The organism is Brevibacillus sp. M2.1A (assembly GCF_013284355.2).
Taxonomy (GTDB): Bacteria; Bacillota; Bacilli; order Brevibacillales; family Brevibacillaceae; genus Brevibacillus.
On record NZ_JABSUY020000001.1, the window covers coordinates 166,713 to 190,007 of the forward strand.

At 49.3% G+C, this 23,295-nt stretch carries 21 protein-coding genes and 2 riboswitches; of the genes, 9 read left to right on the top strand and 12 right to left on the bottom strand.

Translation table 11 applies throughout. The features are described from left to right. Positions 1–330: 330 nt before the first annotated feature. From HP567_RS00750 to HP567_RS00780, 7 genes are all read right to left on the bottom strand, one after another. Positions 331–1,056 carry a nucleoside phosphorylase gene (locus tag HP567_RS00750; RefSeq protein WP_173610376.1) on the bottom strand — a complete coding sequence of 242 codons (726 nt, stop codon included), beginning with the start codon at positions 1,054–1,056 and terminating at the stop codon, positions 331–333. Position 1,057: 1 nt separating this feature from the next. Next, complete coding sequence (locus HP567_RS00755; protein ID WP_173610375.1) at positions 1,058–1,723, bottom strand: sulfite oxidase-like oxidoreductase; 666 nt, start codon at positions 1,721–1,723, stop codon at positions 1,058–1,060. 41 nt (positions 1,724–1,764) lie between these two features. Further along, a complete protein-coding gene (locus HP567_RS00760) occupies positions 1,765–2,679 on the bottom strand; it encodes an ABC transporter permease (protein WP_173610374.1) in 915 nt (304 codons plus the stop codon). Further along, entirely contained in the window at positions 2,666–3,736 is a 1,071-nt protein-coding gene (locus tag HP567_RS00765; protein WP_173610373.1) for an ABC transporter permease, read from the bottom strand. The genes HP567_RS00760 and HP567_RS00765 overlap by 14 nt, the downstream gene beginning before the upstream one ends. Beyond that, positions 3,711–5,240 carry an ABC transporter ATP-binding protein gene (locus HP567_RS00770; RefSeq protein ID WP_173610372.1) on the bottom strand — a complete coding sequence of 510 codons (1,530 nt, stop codon included), beginning with the start codon at positions 5,238–5,240 and terminating at the stop codon, positions 3,711–3,713. Before HP567_RS00770 ends, HP567_RS00765 begins: the two co-directional genes overlap by 26 nt. A 106-nt stretch (positions 5,241–5,346) precedes the next feature. Next, complete coding sequence (locus tag HP567_RS00775; protein WP_173610371.1) at positions 5,347–6,375, bottom strand: BMP family lipoprotein; 1,029 nt, start codon at positions 6,373–6,375, stop codon at positions 5,347–5,349. Between the two features lie 199 nt (positions 6,376–6,574). After that, positions 6,575–6,697: riboswitch (SAM riboswitch) on the bottom strand. 152 nt (positions 6,698–6,849) lie between these two features. Then, positions 6,850–8,325 carry a methyl-accepting chemotaxis protein gene (locus tag HP567_RS00780; RefSeq protein WP_173610370.1) on the bottom strand — a complete coding sequence of 492 codons (1,476 nt, stop codon included), beginning with the start codon at positions 8,323–8,325 and terminating at the stop codon, positions 6,850–6,852. Positions 8,326–8,479: 154 nt separating this feature from the next. Between HP567_RS00780 and HP567_RS00785 the strand changes: the two genes are divergently transcribed. Both HP567_RS00785 and HP567_RS00790 read left to right on the top strand, forming a co-directional pair. After that, positions 8,480–9,097: a DUF3298 and DUF4163 domain-containing protein gene (locus HP567_RS00785; protein ID WP_173610369.1), complete on the top strand. Its 618-nt coding sequence runs from the start codon at positions 8,480–8,482 to the stop codon at positions 9,095–9,097. Between the two features lie 206 nt (positions 9,098–9,303). Continuing rightward, complete coding sequence (locus tag HP567_RS00790; RefSeq protein WP_173610368.1) at positions 9,304–9,717, top strand: MarR family winged helix-turn-helix transcriptional regulator; 414 nt, start codon at positions 9,304–9,306, stop codon at positions 9,715–9,717. Positions 9,718–9,767: 50 nt separating this feature from the next. Here HP567_RS00790 and HP567_RS00795 read toward each other — a convergent pair whose 3' ends face one another. The 3 genes from HP567_RS00795 to HP567_RS00805 all read right to left on the bottom strand — a co-directional run bounded on the left by HP567_RS00795 (position 9,768) and on the right by HP567_RS00805 (position 11,971). Further along, on the bottom strand, positions 9,768–10,046 hold the full coding sequence (locus tag HP567_RS00795) for a hypothetical protein (RefSeq protein WP_173610367.1): 279 nt from the start codon (positions 10,044–10,046) through the stop codon (positions 9,768–9,770). Further along, positions 10,021–10,353 carry a hypothetical protein gene (locus HP567_RS00800; protein ID WP_173610366.1) on the bottom strand — a complete coding sequence of 111 codons (333 nt, stop codon included), beginning with the start codon at positions 10,351–10,353 and terminating at the stop codon, positions 10,021–10,023. The genes HP567_RS00795 and HP567_RS00800 overlap by 26 nt, the downstream gene beginning before the upstream one ends. A 184-nt stretch (positions 10,354–10,537) precedes the next feature. Then, on the bottom strand, positions 10,538–11,971 hold the full coding sequence (locus HP567_RS00805; RefSeq protein ID WP_173610365.1) for an NAD(P)/FAD-dependent oxidoreductase: 1,434 nt from the start codon (positions 11,969–11,971) through the stop codon (positions 10,538–10,540). A 52-nt stretch (positions 11,972–12,023) separates the two neighbouring features. Continuing rightward, positions 12,024–12,123, bottom strand: a riboswitch (purine riboswitch). 299 nt (positions 12,124–12,422) lie between these two features. Here HP567_RS00805 and HP567_RS00810 point away from each other — a divergent pair. Together HP567_RS00810 and HP567_RS00815 are read left to right on the top strand one after the other, a co-directional pair. Beyond that, positions 12,423–13,610: an amino acid deaminase/aldolase gene (locus HP567_RS00810; RefSeq protein ID WP_173610364.1), complete on the top strand. Its 1,188-nt coding sequence runs from the start codon at positions 12,423–12,425 to the stop codon at positions 13,608–13,610. Then, entirely contained in the window at positions 13,598–14,914 is a 1,317-nt protein-coding gene (locus HP567_RS00815) for a D-arabinono-1,4-lactone oxidase (RefSeq protein ID WP_173610363.1), read from the top strand. The genes HP567_RS00810 and HP567_RS00815 overlap by 13 nt, the downstream gene beginning before the upstream one ends. A 75-nt stretch (positions 14,915–14,989) precedes the next feature. Here the strand turns inward: HP567_RS00815 and HP567_RS00820 are convergent, their stop codons facing one another. Next, positions 14,990–16,399, bottom strand: coding sequence for an amino acid permease (locus HP567_RS00820; protein WP_173610362.1), 1,410 nt, complete (start codon positions 16,397–16,399; stop codon positions 14,990–14,992). Between the two features lie 72 nt (positions 16,400–16,471). Continuing rightward, the gene (locus tag HP567_RS00825; RefSeq protein WP_173610361.1) at positions 16,472–17,236 is read right to left on the bottom strand and encodes a dimethylarginine dimethylaminohydrolase family protein; all 765 of its coding nucleotides are present in this window, start codon (positions 17,234–17,236) and stop codon (positions 16,472–16,474) included. Between the two features lie 352 nt (positions 17,237–17,588). Here HP567_RS00825 and HP567_RS00830 point away from each other — a divergent pair, with 352 nt between their 5' ends. The 5 genes from HP567_RS00830 to HP567_RS00850 all read left to right on the top strand — a co-directional run bounded on the left by HP567_RS00830 (position 17,589) and on the right by HP567_RS00850 (position 23,190). Beyond that, a complete protein-coding gene (locus tag HP567_RS00830; protein ID WP_173610360.1) occupies positions 17,589–18,329 on the top strand; it encodes an IclR family transcriptional regulator in 741 nt (246 codons plus the stop codon). 58 nt (positions 18,330–18,387) lie between these two features. Continuing rightward, positions 18,388–20,025, top strand: a complete 1,638-nt coding sequence (locus tag HP567_RS00835; RefSeq protein WP_173610359.1) for a M20/M25/M40 family metallo-hydrolase — start codon at positions 18,388–18,390, stop codon at positions 20,023–20,025. Positions 20,026–20,120: 95 nt separating this feature from the next. Then, entirely contained in the window at positions 20,121–20,504 is a 384-nt protein-coding gene (locus HP567_RS00840) for an OsmC family protein (protein WP_173610358.1), read from the top strand. Between the two features lie 62 nt (positions 20,505–20,566). Then, positions 20,567–22,147 carry a helix-turn-helix domain-containing protein gene (locus tag HP567_RS00845; protein WP_229087825.1) on the top strand — a complete coding sequence of 527 codons (1,581 nt, stop codon included), beginning with the start codon at positions 20,567–20,569 and terminating at the stop codon, positions 22,145–22,147. A 68-nt stretch (positions 22,148–22,215) separates the two neighbouring features. After that, complete coding sequence (locus HP567_RS00850) at positions 22,216–23,190, top strand: ABC transporter substrate-binding protein (protein ID WP_173610356.1); 975 nt, start codon at positions 22,216–22,218, stop codon at positions 23,188–23,190. Positions 23,191–23,295: the final 105 nt, after the last annotated feature.

Genomic DNA, 23,295 nt, shown 5'->3' on the forward strand with positions numbered 1-23,295 from the left:
GAGTCAACATTGTGGAGGAGAAGAAAAAGCACAGTTCTCTTCGACTCTGACACGCCAGCAGGGGGGATTCACTGGCCGTCTCCACTGCAAAAAGGGGACCGTCGAGCCAAAGCCACCCTACGGGCGGAAGTTTCTCGAGGAAGAAGTGTTCGACAAGCGGGTCCCCTTTTTGCAGTTCCGACTGGGTTGGCGTTGTCAAGGTCTACGAGCTCTGTGCTTTTTCTTCCCGCTAGCTTTGTTGGTTTATCGATGCCTTTTAAAACCTTTTAAAACTTAACCGCTATTACAAAAAAGCCCAGGATCTCTGAAAAGTCCTGGGCTTACCTATTGTTACCGGGAAACAGCAAGGACTGCATCCAATGCGATCAATGCTTCTGCTTCAATGGCTTGTGCCATCACATCGGTGTGCGGGTTATACGATTCGAGCAAGTCTGCATCTGCATATCCGTCGATTGCTAAAATAGAGCCTGCCTTCATACCGCGGAGAGCCGCAATCACGAAGAGCGCGGTGTTTTCCATTTCGACTGCCAAAACGCCAGCTTTTTGGTACAGCTTGTGGGGGAATTCCAGCACGCCACTGTAGAAGACATCGAGTGTCAGTGTGATTCCTTCGAATACCTTCAAGTCTGATGCGTTTGCTCCCGCTGCTTGTACGAGCGCGTCCACGACATGGCGATTGGCAACAGCCGGGAAGCCCGCCGGAACCAACTGACTGGTCAAGCCGTCTTGGCGAACCGCCGCGGAGCTGATAACGAGGCTGCCTGTCTCGATTTCTTTTTGGTATGACCCGGCAGTTCCTACACGAATGATGACCTGCACGCCGCCCTTCGCCAGCTCCTCGAAGCATACGGCTGCTCCCGGTGCGCCTACCCCATGGCTCACTACCGCTACCTCGACGCCTTTCCACGTACCCGCATAGCTGTGATATTCGCGGTTTTCCCCGATTTGATGCTGATTGTCGAGTTTCGATGCAATCAAGGCTGCACGTTTTGGATCACCGCATACGATGACGCGCTTTGGCAGTTGTTCTGGATCTACCTTTAGATTCGTCAACATCTCAATCGAACTCCTTTTTCTCCCACTCATCCTCTGGGATCGGCAACGCTTCACCAGAGAACCGCTCTTCGCGGAACGGGTCTGCGATCAAGTGAAAACCATTTTGCTCCCAGAAGCCGGGCTTGTTTTCCGTCATAAATTCAATTCCTCTGATCCACTTCACGCTTTTCCAGAAATACAGATGAGGAACAACCAGGCGAAGCGGCCAGCCGTGCTTGTCCGTTAGTCGCTCTCCATCAAAGGAGTGAGCCAGCAGCACATCATCACGCTCCAGATCAGCGAGCGGCACATTGGCGGTATAGTCGTGATCACCATGCAGCATGACGAAGTTCGCCTGCGGAGTCACGCCAATCGCCTGTAGAAAATCACGAAAACGCACACCTGTAAACGAATTGTCAAAACGGGACCAGCGCGTCACGCAGTGAATGTCGCTCGTCACTGTCACCTGCGGCATCGCCATGATCTCTTCGTAGGTAAGCGTCACTTCCCGGTCTACCTCTCCGAAAACGCGCAGCGTCCATTCGTTCATGTCATACACTGGCACGTCTCCCTCATGCAAAATGGGAAAGCGCTCTGTCAGGATTTGTCCTGGCGGAAGTCGTCTGGCGAGTCCCGGTCCCACCGGAGCTGGTACTTTCATTCTTTTGATCCGATCTGCCTTGTTCATATCGCATTTCCCCCTGTCTTTGCTGTCTATATAGCCTGTGTTTAACGGGTGCTCTGCTGATTGTCGTTGCCGATCTGACTCTTGTTCTTCAAGAAGAACATCGCCGCAATTGTCAGCACGTATGGCAGCATCGCCGTAAATTGCGTCGGAAGCGAAAAGCCCTGCAAACGAATACTGAGGGCATCCATCAACCCGAACAAAAGACTCGAAGCCAAAATACCGAGTGGATGCGACTGCCCCATCATCATCGCTACCAATGCGATAAAGCCTCGACCAGCCGTCATACCTTCTGTAAACATCGTGACTTGCCCCAGTGAGAGCTGTGCCCCTGCAATCCCGCACAATGCGCCACTCATTACAATCGCCAGCACTTGAAGCGCCGTCACTTTCAGGCCGAGACTACGTGCCGCAACGGGATTCAGACCAACTGCGAGGACGCGGAAGCCTGTAACCGTCCGATAAAAGAACACATACAACAGAATCGCAGCCAAAAACGCAAAGTACACGAGCGGCGAATGACCAGAGACAATGCCTCCGATGACCGGAATATCGTGAATGAAAGGAATCTCGACGGTGGGCAAGCCAGCCATATCCTTATCGTAAAACGCGCCTTTGACACCGAAGATCGCCCGCAGTGCAAATGTCGTCAACCCGAGCGCCAGAAAGTTAATCGCCACACCGACAACGATTTCATTCGCCCTAAGCTTGATCGTCATGTATGCGAATAAGAGTGAAAAGACAATGCTGACCAGTGCTGCAATCAAGACGGCCAGAAAGAGATTCCCGGTAAAATGATTGCCGACAATCGCAGAAAAGGCACCGACCAGTACCAATCCCTCCAAGCCAACATTAAAGATTCCAACACGTGCGCAGAGCGCTCCACCCAAAGCTGCCAACAAGATCGGCGTGACCATCCGAATGGTAGAACTGAGGAGGGACCAATCAAAGAGCTCCATGCGATTCCCCTCCTTTTGCCTTCCGCTTTTTCCACCAGTCGTAGCTGAACTTGGCGGAGATGAACAATATCAATACGGCTTGTATCACACTTGCCAGCTCCAGCGGCACATCCGTATTGCGCTCTACACCCATGGCTCCTGTCTGAAAAGCAGCAAGCAGGATCGAAGTCACAATGATGCCAAGCGGGTGCGAGTTCGCAAGCAGAGCTGCCATCAGGCCCGTCCAGGCGAAGCCCGGTACAGTCAGCGCTCCGTCCACAAAACGATAGTGCGCCCCCATTACCTCGACGGTTCCCGCCAAGCCAGCCAATCCACCACTGGCAAACATACCTGTCAGCATGACTCGAATTCGATTAATGCCTCCGTATTGAGCAAACAGCGAGTTTTGACCCAGCATCTTCACTTCATAGCCAAAAGGCGTAAAACGAAGGACCCAGAACAAGAGCAGCGCTGCAACGATCGCAAACAAAAAACCTGCATGTACGCTCATCCCGGCAAACAGCTTCGGAAGCCACGCGCTTTTCTCCAGCATGACAGTCTGTGCAAGTGCCGCAGAGCCCGTGCGATCCCGGAATGGCTCTGTCACGAGATAGCTCGCAAACAATACCGCGATGTAGTTGAAAAGCAACGTAGAGATGAGCAATGGAATGCGAAAGCGCGCTTCCATAAAACCTGGCAACAACGCCCAGAACCCGCCAACCGCCATTCCCGCGAAAATACCCGCCAAAATTTTGACCATTCCCGGTGCTGGCAAATAGATCGCGACTAGCGCAGCACTGACGGCACCCAGCACCATTTGCCCTTCCGCCCCCAGGTTGAATACCCCTGCCCGAAATGCAAGGGAAAGACCCAAGGCAATCAGCATGATAGGCGTGGCTCTCGCTAATGTAGACGTAAAGAAATAAAAACTGCCAAAGGCCCCTTTCCACATTTCCTGGTAGGTGCCCAAGATCGATTCGCCAACCGCAGCAATGACCAGCGCCCCGGTCAACAAACCGATAACGACAGCCAAGATCGGCTGCACCAATGACTTAGATAGCTCTTTGATTGCTGCCATGAATGCTTCCTCCCGCCATGATCACGCTGATTTTTTCTTCGGTTGCCTCCAGGCGTGAAAGCTCTCCAGCGATTCGCCCTTTATACATGACCAAAATCCTGTCAGACAAGGCGAGAATTTCGGACAGCTCGGAGGAGACGAGCAAGATCGCGTCTCCCTGATTGCGTTTTTCGATCAGCGCCTGATGGATGTACTCCATGGCACCGATATCCACCCCTCGTGTAGGCTCAGCCGCAATCAAAAACGGGGTTTCATGTCCCAACTCCCTTGCTACGATCAGCTTTTGCAAGTTTCCACCTGACAGATTTCCTGCCAGCTCCTGCAATTGTCGGGAGCCCGTCTTGATGGAAAACTTCTCAACCCAGCCTTTTACGACTTGGCGAAATTTCTCCCGCAAAACGACACCGCGGCGGTTGTAAGCAGGCTTTCGCTGATAGCCCATCAACGCATTTTCCTCGACGCTTGAGAGTTTGGCCGCTCCCCACAGGTAGCGATCCTCCGGAATATGCGCCAAGCCGACATCCCGAATGGTGGCTACTGATTTGTTCGTCACGTCCTTGCCACCTAATCGCACCGTGCCCTCCTGTGCCGCTCGCAAGCCACTGATCGCTTGCAGCAGCTCGGATTGGCCATTCCCGGAAACACCAGCGATTCCTACGATTTCTCCGTGATGTACGGTAAAGCTGACTTGATCGAGCAGTGTCTGCTTTTCTCGAACGGTGAGATTCTCCACCTGCAACAAGGGACCTTTATCCAGAGGAACTCGCTCAGCTAGCTCCTGCAATTCACGTCCAACCATCAATCTGGCTAAATCGTCCGCATTTGTCTCATTCCGCGAAACCGTTCCCGTCACTTTGCCCCCGCGCAATACCGTAATACGATCGGCTACCTCCATGACTTCCTGCAACTTATGTGTAATTAAAATGACGCTCTTGCCGCTCTCTGCCAGGTTTCGAATCGTTTGCAGCAGGTCGCGTACCTCCAGCGGGGTAAGGACAGCGGTCGGCTCGTCCAACACGATAATATCCGCTCCCTGATACAGGACCTTCAGAATTTCGACCCGTTGCTGTTCCCCAATCGAGCAATTCGCTACCTTGGTCTGCGGTTGAATCGGAATGCGATACTGCTCACTCAGCGCCCGCACCTTGTCCTCCGCATCCTTTCTTTTGAAAAAACCCGCTTGCCTCGGCTCATATCCGATCACGATATTTTCAGCCACACTGAATTCTCCGAAGAGCATAAAGTGCTGGTGAACCATCCCGATTCCATTTCGAATCGCGTCCTCTGGTCCGCGAAAAACAACTGGCTTGCCGTTTAACACGATCTCTCCCGACGTCGGCTGCTCCATCCCGTACAGCATCCGCATCAGTGTCGTTTTGCCCGCCCCGTTTTCCCCGACAATCGCGTGGACTTCTCCTGCTGCCAGTGAGAACGACACCTTGTCGTTGGCGGTAAAATCTCCGTACTTCTTGGTCATGGCCCTCATTTCCAAGCGATCGGTCATTCCCACTCCCTCATTTCTGTACGTCCTTTTATGAAAATGGAAGACCGACTACACAGCCGTAGTCGGTCACATCCATCACTGTGCACAAGCATTTTGACGTGCGTGTTTAGAATTTATCTGGTACTTGGCGAGTTCCCGCTACGATCTCATCGCTGATCGCTTTCACTTTATCCACGACTTCTTGTCCAATAAAAGCGTTCAGCGGCGTTTTACTTTCGTGCGTGACATAGGTTACGCCAACACCTTTTTCCTTCAAGCCGTACGCCACAACACCTGGTTTGAACGTTCCTTCTACAAAGGTCTTCACGGTTTCATAAGCTGCCGCGTCAGTCCCTTTCAATTGGGACAGAACAATATGCTCTGGGTCAATCGTGGTACGGTCAACGTCCTGACCTGCTGTGAAGAAGCCTTTTTCCTTCGCTGCTTCGAAAACGCCGAGATCGCCTACTGCTGCTGCACCGTTAATGAAGTCAGCGCCTTTGGAAGCTTGGAGCAAAGCCAATTCCTTCGCTTTTGCCGGGTCAGTGAAGCTTCCTACATAGTTGACCATCAGCTCTGCTTTTGGATTCGTCGCTTTCAAGCCCTCTCCGAAGCCAACTGTCCATTTTTTCAACTGCGGAATATCAAGAGCGACAACCATACCTACTTTGTTCGTTTTCGTTGCCAAGCCTGCTGCTGCTCCCACCAGGTAAGCCGCTTCCTGCTCGCGGAAAGTAACACTGCGTACGTTTGGCAAATCTACTACGGTATCAATAATCGCAAAATTACGGTCAGGATTTTCGGTAGCTACTTTTTTCAATGCATCCTCTGATGTAAAGGAAGAAGTGATGATCAAATCATAATTTTCTGCAACAGCTACACGCAGATTTTCTTCAATCGCTCCATGGTCCGTAGATTCGATCGTTTTCACTTCTGCGCCCAGCTCTTGTGCGGCTTTCTTCGCCCCTTCATCCATTTGTTGGAAGAACGGATTCACACCGATTTTCTCGGGCAAAATCAAGGCAATTCGCTTTTTGGCCGCGCCCTCTTGTCCTGCTGCTTGTCCTCCTGGCTGATCTGCAGGTGCGCTGGTTCCAGTCGAGCACCCTGTTGCCAATACTGCGAATGTCGTTAATGCCAGCAATAACTTCTTCATGATGTATCTCTCCCTATCCGAACTTTACGTTTTTCTTTATCCTATTAGGTAATGTACGGCTTTTTACCTATTTTTTCAATACTATTTACGAATATTATCTTATAAAATTAATTTATCGTTCGTTTATTCCTCCTCCCCATTTACAAATACACAAAAAAACTCTTCCCGGAGGAAGAGTTTGCGTACGTAGCCGTTCTCTTCCTCATCTGTCAAAACCATGGTACAGGTTTTGCAGGAATTGGCACCTTTCTGTTCATGCATAGACATGATCAGTGGTTGCCGGGCATCATCGGGCCAGTCCCTCCGCCGCTCTTGATAAGGTAGGTGAATATATTTAGTTACAATGGAATTCATTCTAGCAGAACGGTTCGAAAATGCAATTCTTTTTTCTCAATTCCAAACACTTCTAAAAGTAAATCGAAGTTTAAAAAGTCGTCTTTTCAGCACCGTTTAACTTGGCGAGAAGCACAGCCTCTAATTTACGTGAAAGGTTTGCTGGAGGCGATGCGACAACGTATTCAACTCGCCCAGCTCTTCCGTAATCTCACGCACTTTTTGATGCTGGTTTTCTGCTGTCGCAAACAGCTCTTCTAGGTTGGCTACCGATTCCTCGGTTACCGCTGTAATGGTCGACATCTCGATGGCAACTTCGCCGGAACGCACTTTTACCCGGTCCATGCTGGAGCTTACTTGATCAGCAGCTTCCAGGAAAGCCATCATCCCGGCACGCACTGCTTCGATGGAGGCCACTGTTTTTACGGCCAGCTCTTGGCCTTTTGCAACAGACACTTCCCCATTGCTCATATGCTGCACCGCATTCTCACTTTCCTGGTGGAGTGACTTGAGAATGTCGGTAATTTCCTGCGTAGCTGTCGCGCTTTGTTCTGCCAGCTTGCGTACCTCATCCGCTACAACAGCAAATCCCCGACCATGCTCGCCTGCACGCGCCGATTCAATCGCTGCATTCAGTGCCAAGAGATTCGTTTGTGTCGCGATCTGATTAATAGCGCCGACAATTTCCTCTACGCGATTCGCCTGCCGATTGAGCTGGTGAATCGTTGAGGCTGCCACATTGACTGCCTGTACAATTTGCTCCATCTGCGAGGACAGCTCGTTCATCATCTGAACACTTTCTGTCAGGCGACGGTTATTTTGTTGCGATTCTGTTTTCATTGCGTTGGTCTGTGTTGTGACCGCCTCGATTTCCTGATCGATAGATTGAACCTCTTCTTCGATCTTCACCGTAGAATTCGCCTGCGATTCCATACCGACGGCGACTTCCTTGAAGGCTACCATCATTTCATCTGTATTGCGCTTTGTACCTTCCGCATGCTCATGCACATGATCGCTGGTACGATCCAGCTGCTCGGTCATTTGCTGGATGTTCAAAAGCATTTCTCCCAAACGGCGCTCCTTCTCTTCCGCTTCCTGCCTTGCGTCGTGCGCTTTTTGCAGGGAGGCTTGTCCGGCGAGACACAGATACGTGACGGCTCCCATCATCATGAGAAGCGTGACAATACGCATAAGCAAATTGAGCTCCGAAAAATCACCATCGAAGATCTGGTAGGTTCCTGTGTAGAACCCGATAACCGTGACAATGATTTGGGTAATTCCCGCTGTTACGACCAGCTTCCAATCCAAATAGGCTGCCAAAAAGCCCATGACGATAAAAGCGAGGAAGGTGATCTCCTGGTAATCGGTAAAGTGATCGAATGAAATCGCATAGAACATGAGTCCAATTGCTACCAGATAACGAATCACAAGACTATCTTTGCGAATGAAATAATACGGCGAAACAATTAAAGTGACCAGCAATCCCAAGGACGTCACTTTCCAGAAGTTCACATCCACTTGGTAGGCAATGAGTCCCGCCATCCACAAATGATTCCATAGGATGAAAATCATAAAGCCTTCTTTGTCAGTCAAGGTATTGCGAATCAATTGAATCATAATTGCCCCCCTTTTCCTTATTACTTATGTATCGGATTCTTTCCCCATTATATAGCCAAACCTTTGCCAAATTTGTGAAAAAAGTGAGAACAGCCAAAAACAATTTCGAATAGGCTATTACACAACTCACACGTACAGGAGGAAACGGAAAAAAGTGGAACTCAATCAATTGCCAGCTACTGTGCTGACACGTACGATCAGCCGTCCGAACACCACGATTTACTATCCCCAATTGGCAGGCCTAGCCAACCAGCAAGCGGAAAAAGATATCAACCGGGCGATTTATCAAACGGTTCAAGGCTTAATTCATGAGCAACAACGGGTCCAGGTACCGGGAAATACAGAAATGCAAGGAAGCTACGAAATCAAGACAAACGAACGCGGTATTTTCAGCGTCGTGTTGAGCAACTACGCCTACACACCGCAAATGGCACACGGCATGACCTTCCTCGGGTCGATCACCGCAGATATCCAAACAGGCAAGCTGTATACGCTGCGTGAATTATTCAAGCCAGGAAGCGATTACGTCAAGGTAATTTCCGAAAACATCAAGCGTCAAATCAAAGAAAGAAACATCCCCACTCTTAATGGCTTTACTTCGATTAAGCCCGATCAAGATTATTATCTCGCCGATAAAGCACTGGTCATTTACTTCCAGTTGTACGAAATTACTCCTTACTACGTCGGTTTCCCCATGTTCCCCATTTCGGTCTATGAACTGGAGCCGATCATCAATGAAAAAGGGCCACTGAGTATCTTGTCCGCAGATTAATGCACTGTACCGCCGTATTTTCCACCCAGGCGAGCGTCTTCTTCCATGACACTCGCCTGATTCTATTTGTGTCAGAAAATCCATTATTTCGCCATCGAATAAACGTTTACTTATATGTCCGAAACTGCTAGTATGTTATTGTACATATTTACTTAAGCAATAAAGCTTACGATATATCGGACCAGCTTTCCTGGAGGTATATACTCATGCATTATTATGGTCATCGAATTAGCCAAACCGCAAGAATATTCAGTAAATCACTTAATGGGTCTTTGGCTCCCATGGGATTATACAGCTCGCAATGGGGTATTATCCTTTGCTTGCATTATCGTGAATCGCTCACCCAGGTTCAATTGAGCAATTACCTGAATGTGGAAGCGCCGACGATTACCCGGACTCTCACTCGATTGGAAGAGATGGGCTGGATCATTCGCTCAGAGGGTGATGACAAGCGCGAGCGCTATGTGTCCTTGTCTCCACAAGCAATCGAACGGTTCCCGGAATGGCTGGAGGCTGCCAAAGAACAAGAGGAACTGGCACTCCGCGGCCTTGACGAAGCAGAACTTGCTATTTTTAACCGCGTATTGAAAAAAATGAACGATAATTTGCAGCCGTCGTAACAAGTAAAAAATGACTTCGCCCAAAAGCAGTTTGGTGAAGTCATTTTTTGTTAGCCATTTTTCCTTGTGCTATCGATGATGGTGTTGAGCTCTTGCTCCAATTGAATCAGTTCAAGCTGTATCTGTTGCTTTTGTAATTGTTTTTTCTGTTGCAGCATTTGTTTTTTCAAATCATTTGATTCTTTGTCATTTGCCTCTTTCCCTGTAGAAGAAGTATCCTGGTCCGGTTCTACCTGTCCAGTCGAGCCTATAGCAGCGAGGAAGGCACCCAGAACTGCGATCCACCCGCCTACCGCTACCAGCTCATTCGCCAGATTTTTGTCGATCATCCTTCTTCCCTCCGTTTTTGCATGGCTTCTCCTGTAAATTCTTCTTTATATCTTGAACACTGTCGCGTAATTGGGCAATTTGCTCTTCAATTCGTTTGAATTGCTTATCTTCATCGTCGTCATTGCCATTCTTGTTCTTCCCATTGACTTGCTTGTTTAATTGAATGAGGGGCTGTATCAACTTTTCATTGTCGCAGGCAGGCTTTTGACTTAATCTGGTTGTTTTATCAATGGCGAGTATGACAAAACCAATGGAAATTATCCAAAGTGCAATTACAGCGGTATCGTCATCATCACAAAAAAACATAGATACCTCCCTGCCAACAAAAGGTCGTGGTTTGATTATTGGCCCTTCTATACAATACGCTTCTGCCTAATTCCTCGTGACATATCGAGATCATTACTTTCCCGATACTGCTTCCTCATGAAAAAAGGCTCCCACCAAGCACAAGCGTGCCCGGCAAGAAGCCTATTTGATAAGATCGTATTCGTTATTGCATGCGCTTCGCGATATTGCGAGCCATCCAGACCCCAGCAGCTCCGGCCTGAGCCAGACCACGCGTAATTCCTGCACCATCCCCGCCACAGAACAATCCCTTGATTTCTGTTTCGAATTCCTCAGTCAGTTTTGGACGAGCTGAGTAGAATTTCGCTTCCACTCCGTAGAACAACGTGTGTTCGGAGGCGATCCCCGGTGTTACCTTGTCCAGTGCCTCTACCATCTCGATCAAACTTTTCATCGTGTTGTAAGGCAACACGAGTCCCAGGTCACCCGGTACCGCTTCCTTCAAAGTAGGCTCCAGGAAGCCTTCCTTAATACGCGACTCAGTAGAACGGCGACCACGCAAAATATCGCCGTACTTTTGTACGATGACCCCACCGTTTGACAGATCATTTGCTCGCTTGCAAATTTCTCTTGCGTACTCATTCGGCTTGTCAAACGGCTCTGTAAACGTATGTGATACCAAGAGCGCAAAGTTCGTATTCATCGAGCCCAGCGCTGGGTCTTTGTAAGAGTGCCCGTTTGCCGCCATCACTCCACTGTGGTTTTCCACGACCACGTGGCCTGATGGATTACTGCAGAACGTCCGTACACGCGTTCCAACAGATGTATTGAAAATGAATTTTCCTTCGTACAGGTGCTCATTGATTTCGCGCATGACGACATCGGACGTCTCCACACGTACGCCTACGTCGACTTGATTGTTGTACATTTTCAGGCGGCGCTTTTTCAGAATATCCGTCAACCATGCGGAGCCGTCCCGGCCTGGTCCGATTACCACGTAATCAGCTTCATACTCTTGTCCGTTTTTCAAGACGACACCTCTTACCTGATGTCCGTCTGCTTCTTTCACCGTAATGATGTCCGCGACCTCTGTCTTGAACATCATGTCGATATGCTTTTTCAAATGCTCGAAGATCGACTGGAGAATCTCCAGGTTTTGCTCCGTTCCCAAGTGACGCACCTGCGCTCGCAACAGCTTGAGTCCTGCTGCATAGCCGCGCTGCTCGATGCTCTTGATCGTCTCTGTGGTCGGGTCCGTAATCGATTGCGTTGCCCCATGCTCCAAATTGATTTCATCTACGTATTTAATCAGCCCAAGTACAGTGGAAGGGCTGAGATAGTCTGTCATCCAACCGCCAAATTCGGTGGTGATGTTAAATTTCCCATCGCTATAGGCGCCTGCTCCACCAAAACCACTGGTAATCGAACAGGCCGGCAAACAGCCTGCGAAATCTTTTTTTCCTGCTGGCGGCGGGCAGAGCTTGATCTTTTCTTCCAAGATCGGACAGCGTCTGCTATAGATGTCATGCCCTTTATCAATCAACAGCACCTTGGCATTCGGTGCTTTGCGCATTACCTCGTAGCATGTAAAAATCCCTGCTGGTCCTGCTCCTACAACGATTACATCATACTTATTCATGTCGTTCCCTCCCCGAAAAAATGCAAAAAATTCCCGGCCGACGAATAGGGTATACCAAAACTGCCCTATTCGTAGCCGGGAATTTACGGTTCCCTGTAGAGACCCTCAAACCATATTTCTGAGGATATACGAATACAAATCACTATTTCATTCGTCAAGCCTGTGTTGTTCTTCACAACAATATGTATAGTAGCTTATAAGGTGAATCAAGTCAACCGAAGACAGCCCATTTATTCGTCTTTTAAAGTTATTTTTATCGTAAACATGCCTTTACAATCTGTAAACACATCAAAACACGAATATTTAAAAGCGAACATTCGTTATTTCCGTTCATGACCCTCTTTGTCAGGAAGGAATCAAACAGAAATGGATAGAATAGATAGAATTTTAAGAAATATCTACAGTTCTTCTTTTCATTCAAATCCAGTCCAAAAAAGGATGGGGCCTGTACATGCGGGATTATCGCTATTATCAGTCTGCCTTTGCCGGTGTTCCCAAGCCGTTCGCTTTCGTCGACCTAGATCTGCTGGAGGAAAATGCGGAGCAAATCAGTCTGCAAAGCAATGGAAAACCCGTTCGAATCGCGAGCAAATCGATCCGAAGCGTTGCCATTCTCAAACATGTATTGCAGTTGGACGATGGCTTTCGTGGTCTCATGTGCTATTCCGCTCCTGAGGTGCTTCACCTGTGCGAGGCAGGCTTAGATGACCTGCTGCTTGGCTATCCGCTCTGGGAAAAAAGCTGGCTTTTGTCAATCGCCTCCGAGATTAAGAACGGACGCTCCATTACTTTGATGATCGACTCTCTCCCTCATGTCGAACAGCTCGAACAAATCGCCCGGGAAACGGGAACCAGACTGCCGGTCTGTCTCGATATCGACATGTCGTCTGATGTGTTGGGGCTGCATTTTGGCGTCTGGCGCTCGCCACTTCGCTCTCTCGAGGCGTCCCTCTCCCTTGCCCAGCGCGTTGTTTCCTCCGATCATCTCTACCTGGATGGTGTCATGGGGTACGAGGCTCAAATTGCTGGCGTAGGCGATCGATACCCTCGTCAATTCCTGAAAAACAGCATTATTCGTCTCCTCAAGCAATATTCCGTAAAAGAAGTAGCTACTCGACGTGCCACACTGGTGCATGCCATTCACGAGCTAGGCATTTCTCTCCGCTTCGTAAACGGTGGAGGAACGGGCAGCTTACATTTGACCGGGAAAGAAGACGCCGTTACAGAGGTTACAGCAGGCTCCGGATTTTTTTCGCCCGGGCTTTTTGACTACTTTCAAGATTTTCGATTTCATCCTGCTGCCGGATTTGCCCTCGAGATTATCCGCAAGCCCGCAGCGCATATCTACACATGTGCCGGCGGGGGCTACATCGCCTCTGGTTCTGCTGGGCGTGACAGACTCCCCAAGCCTTACTTGCCAGCGGGAGCAAAGCTGTTTCTCAACGAAGGAGCAGGGGAAGTACAGACACCCATCCACTATCAAGGCATGGAAACGCTGGAGCTGGGAGACCCGATCTTTTTTCGCCATGCCAAAGCTGGCGAGCTCTGCGAACGTTTTACCCGGCTGTATTGCATCTCTGGCGGGAAAATCATCGAGGAAGTGACCACCTATCGGGGGGATGGATTATGCTCACTGTAAAGAAGCACGCGAATCACTGGAGCAATTGGACTGGAAATGTACAAAGCCAGCCGAAGCAAGTCGCAATGCCAGAGTCCGTAGATGAGGTCGTGCAGCTTGTCCTTGCTTGCAAGAAGGCAGGTACACGGATTCGAGTCGTCGGCTCCGGTCATTCCTTCACTCGTCTCGTCCAGACAGAAGACTGCTTGCTATCCCTGGATCATCTCCAAGGAATCGTCAGTGTAGACCCTGCCTCTGATACCGTTGAAGTCTGGGCAGGCACCAAGCTCAAGACACTCGGACAACTCCTGCATCAAGCGGGCTACTCACAAGAAAACCTCGGAGACATTAACGCCCAGTCCATTGCAGGGGCTGTCAGCACCGGAACACATGGCACAGGCATTCATTTTGGCAGCATCTCCACGCAAGTCGTCGGGCTGACAGTCGTGACCGCATCCGGGGAGGTTTTGGAAGTATCCGAGCAGGCCCGGCCCCAGCTGTTCAAAGCCATGCAAGTCTCTCTTGGTCTCTTGGGCATCATCGTGCGCGTTAAGCTGCGTGTCCTCCCAGCCTATCGCCTGCGCTACCAAAGCCGTCGCATGCCTCTCGAGGAGTGCCTGTCCTCTCTGGAGACGTTCAAAACCGAGCATCGGCATTTCGAATTTTTTATCTTCCCGTATTCGGACACCGTTCAGGTGAAATTTATGAACGAGACCAGCGATCCCCCTAGCGGCAATCAGCGATGGAGCTATTTGAAAAAAATGGTGGTGGAAAATGGGCTGTTTTGGCTCTTGTCCGAGAGCTGCCGATTGCGTCCTTCTCTCACCAAAAGCGTCAGCAGGCTGTCCGCCCAAAGCGTTCCCTCTGTCCATGAAAGCGGCTACAGCCATCAGCTTTTCGCCACCCCTCGCCTTGTGCGTTTTTACGAAATGGAATACTGCTTTCCTGCCGAGCATATGGGTGATGCCATACGGGAGCTCCGTCAGGCGATTGAGCAAGAGCGCTTTGCCGTTCATTTTCCGCTTGAATGCCGGTACGTGAAAAAGGACGACATCTGGCTCAGTCCCGCCTATGAGCGTGATAGTGCCTTCATTGCCGTCCACATGTACAAGGGAATGCCGTACGAAGCGTATTTTGCCCGGATGGAGGAAATTTTCGCCCGATATGGCGGACGTCCACACTGGGGGAAAATGCACAGCATGACCGCCGAGAGGCTTCATCAAGTCTACCCGCGCTTGCCCGATTTCCTCGCCATTCGCTCTGAGCTCGACCCTGACGGCTTGTTCGTGAACCCGTATTTAGCCGAGTTATTCGGCATTTCTTGAAAACAAACCTCCCACTACAAAAATGCCCCGACCATATCATCATGGCAGGGGCATTTTTCTATGGTGCAGCACGTCTTAACCTTGCGTTGGGAGATTCGGTTTATGCGCCTTTTTGCGTCCATAGCGCACATAATAGAAGGTATAGAACAGCACGAGCGCACCAATTCCGTAGAAGAGGCCAATTCGCTGTGTCGGGTCAAACGCCGGGAAGATAAGAATGAATGTGCAAATAGCCAGACACAGGAGCGGCATCACTGGGTAAAACGGTGCTACAAACTGTAAATCTTCTATTTTTCCACCCTCACGCAAGTATTGACGGCGGAAGTTGAATTGAGAGAGAGCAATCCCCATCCACGTGAAGGTGACCGCGATACCGGATACAGACATGAGCAGCACGTATACCGTATCCGCTGCAACCACGCTGGTTAACAAGGACAGAAGCGAGAACGCCAGCGTTGCCAAGAGTGCGTTCAAGGGCACTTTACGCTTGGTCAATTTGCCAAAAACGGGATGCGCCATATTGCTATGGGAAAGGGACCACAACAAGCGAGTGGCTGCGTACAAGCATGAGTTCCCGACAGACAACAAAGCCGTCAAGATGACGAAGTTCATGATATCCGCTGCAAAAGGAATCCCCACTGCATCAAATACCGTCACAAACGGGCTTTCCAAGAGCCCCAGCTCACTTGATGGAAAGAGGGCGGACAAGATCGTGACCGACGCCACATAGAACACGAGAATACGAAACACAACGTTGCGAATCGCCCGCGGAATGGTCTTTTGCGGGTCTTCTGCTTCCCCGGCCGCGATTCCGATCAACTCAGAGCCTTGATAAGAGAATACGACGTTCATCATCGTCACAAAGACAATCGCAATGCCAAACGGGAATAGTCCCCCATCTGCTGAAAAGTTGGAGAGAAACGGAGCGGGTCTTCCTTCCATACTGACAATACCGAATATAGCACCTAGTCCGACAATAATAAACATAAGGACAGCCAACACTTTAATTCCGGCAAACCAGTACTCCGTTTCGGCAAACCCTTTTGTCGTCAACGCATTGAAGGCAAAGAGCAAAACGATAAAGAGCGCGCACCAAATCCAAATCGGCGTATCCGGGAACCACCGTTGCATGACCATGCCCGCGGCAGTAAACTCTACCCCGGCCGTTGTAGCAGACCCTAGCCAATACATCCATCCCAGTGTAAACCCGCTCGCCGGACCAATATACTGGCTGGCGTAGGCTTGGAAAGAGCCTGTTACTGGCATTTTTACAGAAAGCTCACCCAGGCATGTCATGACCAAGTACAACAAAATCCCGCCGATGATATAGGCGACAAGTGCTCCGCCAGGTCCAGCCTGATTGATCGTGAAACCAGCGTTGAGGAAGAGCCCTGTCCCGATGACACCGCCTAACGACAGCATAAACAAGTGGCGACTTTTCATGGAGCGTTGTAGCTGTGTGTCTCTTTCATTCCCAGTGTTCATAAGATTCCTCTCTTTCACCTGCTTTTTAAGAGGTCTATCAGGGGGCTATAAAAGAAGAGAGAACTGCCTGCGCTAGAAACGCAGGGACAGGCAGCTCAATCCTCCGTCTTGTTTTTGGAATTCAGACATTTCCAGCTCAATCACATTGTAACCAGCGTCAGTGATTTGCTTTTTCGTGCTCTCAAAGCCCTTTGGAATAATCACGTAGTCGTTGATATGGATGCAGTTCGCTGAGTACTCGACTTCTTTTTCCACGACCAGATGCTTGTACTGGCTAAACACTTCAGAATCGATGAACTCGCCAGCCAGAACCAGCAAGTCATTGCCAAGGTAGGCGATACCTGTTTTCAGGTGGAAAAACTCTTTCAACGGGACAATGGTGACTTCATATCCGTATTTAGAGAGAATCTCGCGGAACTGGATGGCTCCTTCTTCATTGGTGCGTGTCGACAGACCGACATAGAAATGGTTGTCTACCTGCATGACATCTCCACCATCGAGGAAGCCAGGGGCCTGAATATATTCAATCGTGTCATAAAAACGAGGAAGCACCAATTTCATATCCTCAATTTCACCATTGCGGCTTTCTGCACCGGGATTGGTGATGACGGCGCACTTTTCCGTGAGGACAGCTGTATCTTCCACAAACGTAGAATCCGGGAAACGCTCGTCCGCTTCCAGAACAGTTACATCCAGACCTGTCTGTTTCAGCGCTTCTACATAAGCGGCATGCTGTTTAAGAGCAAGTTCAAAATCAGGTGTACCCAAATCAGAAGTCGTCAAACCATTTACATAACTCTTTCCCGGTTTTCTTACAATCGCACGTGAAAATTTCATGATGATAGATCTCCCTTCTGTTTTCGAATCTTGCTTTTGTCTAACAGTGGGCGACGGAGAAACGAGCATGTAAACGCTTCCTCATCTGCTGCTTTTTGCTTGTTCATCGCCACCATATTGCATTCATTTTCTCTAAGCAATCACCCAGAAATATTCCGCATTGTGGAATTGCTTCTGCAATACAAAATTACACTCTTAATGTAAAATAGTTTCAAATTTTTTGTCAATAAATTTTTATCTCGTCTAAATTATATTGATTCGGCTGAAAAATTCTGATAGATTGAGGTCATATTAAGCTGGCGTGACATGCAATGAGCAGTCACTATGCAACAAAGCCAGGAGGTAACCCACGTTGGTACAATCGATTGACCGGGCGATGAGCATCATCTCCGTCCTGGTATCAGATCCTAACAAGCAGCATTGGTCCATCTCGGAAATTGCTGAACAAACGGACCTGCCGCTGAGTACGGTACATCGTTTAATTAGCAGCCTCATCAAGCATGGACTCATCCTCCAGGTTCCTGAGAGCAAGCAGTACAAGGTCGGCTATACGTGGATGGAAATCGGGCTGCGCATCCTGGACAAGATGGATATGCGCGCTGTCGCCCGAACTGTCATGGAGCAACTGGCAGCAGACGTACGAGAAACTGTCTATCTGAACATTCCACAGGGCTCACATGCCATCGTACTCGAACGAGTGGAAGGTCCCATGTCTGTCAGAAGCATGGATAATCTGGGCGAGCGTATTCCGCTGCATATCGGTGCGGCAAACAAAACGATTCTCGCCAATATGAATCCAACCGAAGCAGAGCAAATCGTGACCGATTTAGTCCCGGATGCAGAAAAACGTCGCGAGCTGTTAGAACGACTGCCAGAAATCAGACAAAACGGCTATGCAGTCAGCTACGGTGAGAAAACCGAGGGTACCGCATCCATTGCCGCTCCTATCTTCGGCGTTAACCAAAAGGTCGTAGGTGCTTTGAGTATCGGCGTTCCGAGCTATCGAATCAACGAGCAGCTCTTGTCCTCACTCATTGAACAAGCCCAACAAAGTGCCAAAGAAATTTCCCACAAGATCGGTGCCTTACCTTAATTTTTTTGCCCACTAACCGGAAACAGTTTTCACTATACGGAAAACGGAGGCGTTTTTTATGCAAAAATGGCAAACAAAAGAGCAGCTCATCGATCTCTTGTGCAATTTGGTAAGCATCCCAAGCATTACAGGATCATCTGCCGAGAAGGACTTGCCTGGCTACGTCGTCGATCAGCTTCGTACCCTGCCTTATTATCAAGCCAATCCCGATCATGTGCGTGCGAATCCGACTGAAGATGGGCGCCATTTTGTCACTGCTTTGGTCAAAAAAGAAGGCGTACGGGACACCGTCATTCTCGTCAGCCATTTTGATGTCGTCGACGTCGAGGATTACGGCGCCTGGATGAAGCATGCTTTTGATCCGAAGACCCTCACTCCTCTCTTCCAACAAAACCAAGCCGATATGCCAGCAGACGTTCAACAGGATATTCGAACCGGCAACTGGCTGTTTGGCCGTGGCACCATGGATATGAAATGCGGACTGACACTGCACATGTCGATGATTGAGCAAGCGATTGCTGGAGAGTTCGAGGGCAACATTTTGCTTCTGACCGTCCCTGACGAAGAGGTGAATTCTGTCGGGATGCGGGCAGCAGTCCCAGAGCTTTTGAAAATCGCCGAAGAGTTCGACCTGAGCTATACCACAGTGCTCAACTCGGAGCCGATGTTTACCCGCTATCCAGGGGATACGAATACGTACTTGTACACAGGCTCCATCGGAAAAGTGCTCCCAGGCTTCCTCTGCTACGGCAAAGAAACACATGTCGGCGAGCCTTTTGCCGGGTTGAACGGCAATTACATGGCCTCCCAATTGACATGTGAGCTCGAGCTGAACACATCCTTTTGCGAGGTCGTTGAGGGGGAAGCATCTCCTCCACCGACGAACCTGATTCAAAAGGATTTGAAAAAAGAGTACTCTGTGCAAATTCCGCACCGTGCCGTGACGCTGTTCAACCTGTTCCTGCTGGAAAAACAAATGGAAGATGTCGTAGAGCCGCTGCTGGAATCGGCAAGAAATGTTGCAGAGCGCATGAAGCAAAATTATCTCAAGCACGCGAGCCAGTTTGCCAACTTCGCGCCGTTTAGCCCGCGTGATCTGTCCATTTCTGTCATGACTTACGAAGAACTGTATGCCTATGCGAAGAAAACGTACGGGGAAGAAAAACTGCGCCAGTTGGAAGCAGACGTGATCGCCAACCGCGGCGACAAGGACGACCGTGACGCCACGATCGAGCTGGTGGATCAGTTAGCGATTCTGTGCAAAGAATTGTCGCCGATGATGATCTTGTTCTTCGCTCCACCGTTTTACCCGGCAGTCAGCTCGCGCAATCATCCTCTGATCCAACAAACGACGGAAGAGATGAAAGCATACGCGAGAGATCTGCACCAGGTCAATTTGGTCAAACAAAACTACTTTGGCGGAATTTCTGACTTAAGCTACGTCGGACTCCAATATCCGGCGGCATCCATGAAGCCATTAGTAGCGAACATGCCTTTGTGGGACAACGGCTACTCCATTCCGCTTCAGGAGCTCGAAGCTTTTGATGTACCTGTCATGAACCTCGGTCCAGTCGGACGTGACGCCCATCAGTGGACAGAACGCCTGGACATCGACTATGCATTCGATACGTTAAAAGACATGCTTCCTCGTTGCATCCAGTCTCTCTTGCAAAATGGGAAAGCTTTGAAGGAATAGCAAAAGGGAAAAGGTTCCGGTACCGATAGATTACTGTCGCACGGGAGCCTTTTTTTCTTATAATGAAGAAAAACCATTTCAAGGGAGGGTTACGCATGGAATTTCAAGCGAAAGAAAATGGTTTTGTCACTCAACTGTCCTACGGTGAGCTGCACGTATCGGGTGATGAACAGTATGGCTTTCGCCCCTACCAGCTCTTGGTATCTTCCATCGCTGTTTGCAGTGGCGGTGTTTTGCGAAAAGTATTGGACAAGATGAGAATGCCGTGCACGGACATGAAGGTAACCGCAGATGTTCAGCGGAATGAGGCAGAGGCAAATCGGGTTGAAAAAATTCACCTCCACTTCATCATTACAGGTGAAAATATGAAAGAAGAAAAAGTGCAAAAGGCCATTGAAGCCGCAAGCAAAAACTGCCCGATGGTCCAATCTGTCAAGGGAAGCATCGTCATAACCGAGTCCTTCGAATTGGTATCATGACAGGAAATACAGTGCTAACGCCCAGTCCTTTGTTTCTGCTTCAAGACATACAGCAGGTCACCTTGTCACCGACTGAAGAATGGGCGTTTTCCGGCGAATCAACCCATGCTGTGCTGATCGTGACAAAAGGAACGGGCCAGATGCTGAACGAGTCGGATCAACAGGCTCTACTAGATGGAAGTGTACTCGTCCTCTCTCGAGAATCTGCGAGGCAAGTACGCCCTGATACAGAAGAGCCACTCCGTCTCCTCGTACTCTATTTTGACACCCTGCAACAGCAAGAGCAGGTCACCAACGCCTACAGTCCGAGTCTTTCCTGGAATCTTGACCACAGCTCGTGTTTATTTCACCAAGTCGATCACAGTACGGAGCTTGCCCTCACGCTGTATACTCATCGACAAGTCAGTGATCCGTTGGAAGCTTTTCAAAATCAAATTCGCTTTCAGCAATTGCTGCACCTGATTTGGAGCCATGCAGAACGGCAGGCTGCCGTAGAAACATCAAGCGTTGTCGATCAGACTATTTCTTACATGCATACGAAATATGCCGAGCCAATCACCTTGGATGATTTGGCGAATCGAGCTGGCCTTACCCCTCGATATTACACCGAAGTCTTCAAGAAAAAGGTCGGAAAAAGCCCGATCGAATATTTGACGAGCTGCCGGATGGAGCATGCCAAGACGCTTCTGCGCGAATCGAATAAACGATTGCGTGAGGTAGCACGTCTGGTCGGGTATGCCGATGAGTTTTACTTCAGCAGACGCTTTAAGCAGCAGGTCGGCGTGTCCCCGACTGGTTTTGTTCGCATGAATCAGAAGCAAATGGCACCCGTCACCTTTCACTATGCGGAGTATTTATTGGCACTCGGAATCAGACCGATTGGCGCTCCGGAAGAGCAGGTCACTTATTTACGTGAGCAATTACGGATGAAAGAGGCAGATGAGATTGTCAGCCTGCCCGAGAACACACCAGACTTAATCAAACCATTGCAACCGACATTTATTTTGACCGAATCGACAGGGGATAGCGCTGCTTTCTCCAAGATTGCACCTACTCTTGCCCTTCCGTGGCTGGATCGTGATGTATTTGGTCATCTGAAAACGTTGGCCGATGTGCTTGGCATGAAAGACCAGGCACACAGGTGGCTCAAGCAGCATGAACAGAAGGTTTTGAAGGCGAAGCGATGCATCGACGCGCATATTCAAAAGGAAGATACATTCTTGATCCTCAATGTGCGTCCACAGAGCCTATTGGCATACGGCGCCAGAAATATCGGGCATGTTCTGTACAAATCGTTGAAGCTGACACCACCCAAAATGATTCAAGAAGAGTTGACACGCAACCCCAATTTCTGGGCGACCACAATCAACGAGCATCAATTAAGCCAGTATGCAGCAGATTGGCTCTTCGTTCATATTTTTGATGATGATCTCTCACGGGCACACTTCCTAGAGTTGATGAAACAGGATGTCTGGCAACGAATTCCTGCGGTACAAAAAGGACAAGTGGTCATTCTTAATCCGATATGGTTTTCGTATGATCCCCTCTCCCTCGACATTCAGCTGGAAGAGGCTGTCCAAATTTTGACCCATGCAAACACCACCACATTGTCCAAAGAAAAACGGAACATTCTCCATGGATGAAAAGAGGGCATTCAGGGTAAGATGAACTCTATTAATGAGAATCATTTTCACTCACGGAGGATATAACGATGAAACGATCATGCATACAAGCTTGGCTGTCAGGATTGATGATTCTTTCCTTGTTCTTGCTCACGGCATGCGGCCAGACAGCCAGCCCCACTCCATCAGCACCTGCGCAAGAAAGTAAAAGCAGCGATACTCGTGTCCTGAAGCACGCAAAGGGCGAATCTACCATTCCTGTGAAGCCTCAGCGCGTCGTAGTTCTGCAATATTTGGGCCCCATGCTTGCCCTTGGGGTGAAGCCAATCGGTGCGTTGAAGGGACATATGGAAGGTCCAGACATGGAGCCACTGGTTAGTGGAATCGAAGTCGTGGGAGATTATGATGCCTATAATCTGGAGAAAATCCTCGAGTTGCAGCCTGACTTGATCCTCACCGGTACCGAAGTCGAGCAACAGGTATATGAAAAACTGACAAAAATTGCGCCTGTCGTGGCGATCGCCTTCGATCAGTATGATGTCTACGGGCATGTACAAAAGGTAGCGGAAGTTCTAGGTCGCGAGGAAGAAGGAAAGGCTTGGGAGCAGAAGTACAAAGCAAAGGTGGAAGAAGCACGTAAGTTGGTCCATGCTAAGGTCGGGAAAGACGAGACTGTTGCAGCACTAAACGTCCGTGCGAAAACGATTAAAATGTACGGTGCTCGCAATATGGGCCATGTTTTGTATAACGATCTTCAGTTGACTCCACCGTCACTCATAAAGAGCGAGATCGAAAAAGACCCGCTGTTTTGGTCAAAAGACGTATCCATGGAGCTTCTACCGGAATATGCAGCCGACCATATTTTCCTGATGCTGTTCCCTGGAGAGGATGCCGCTCAGTATTTGAAAGAAATCGAGCAAAGCAGTCTGTGGAAAAACTTGCCCGCTGTCAAAAAGAATCAGGTTTATGTAGTCAATGTGGATAGATGGCTTGGCTACGACCCTATTCTGATTGAAAAGCAGTTGGATGAAGCTGTGCAGGATTTGACTGGAACGAAGAAATAATAAGATAGGGCATTTTGGTTTGAGTCAACATAGAGGTGGAGAAGAAAAAGCACAGTTCTCTTCGACTCTGACACGCCCGCAAGGGGGATTGACTGTCCGTCTCCA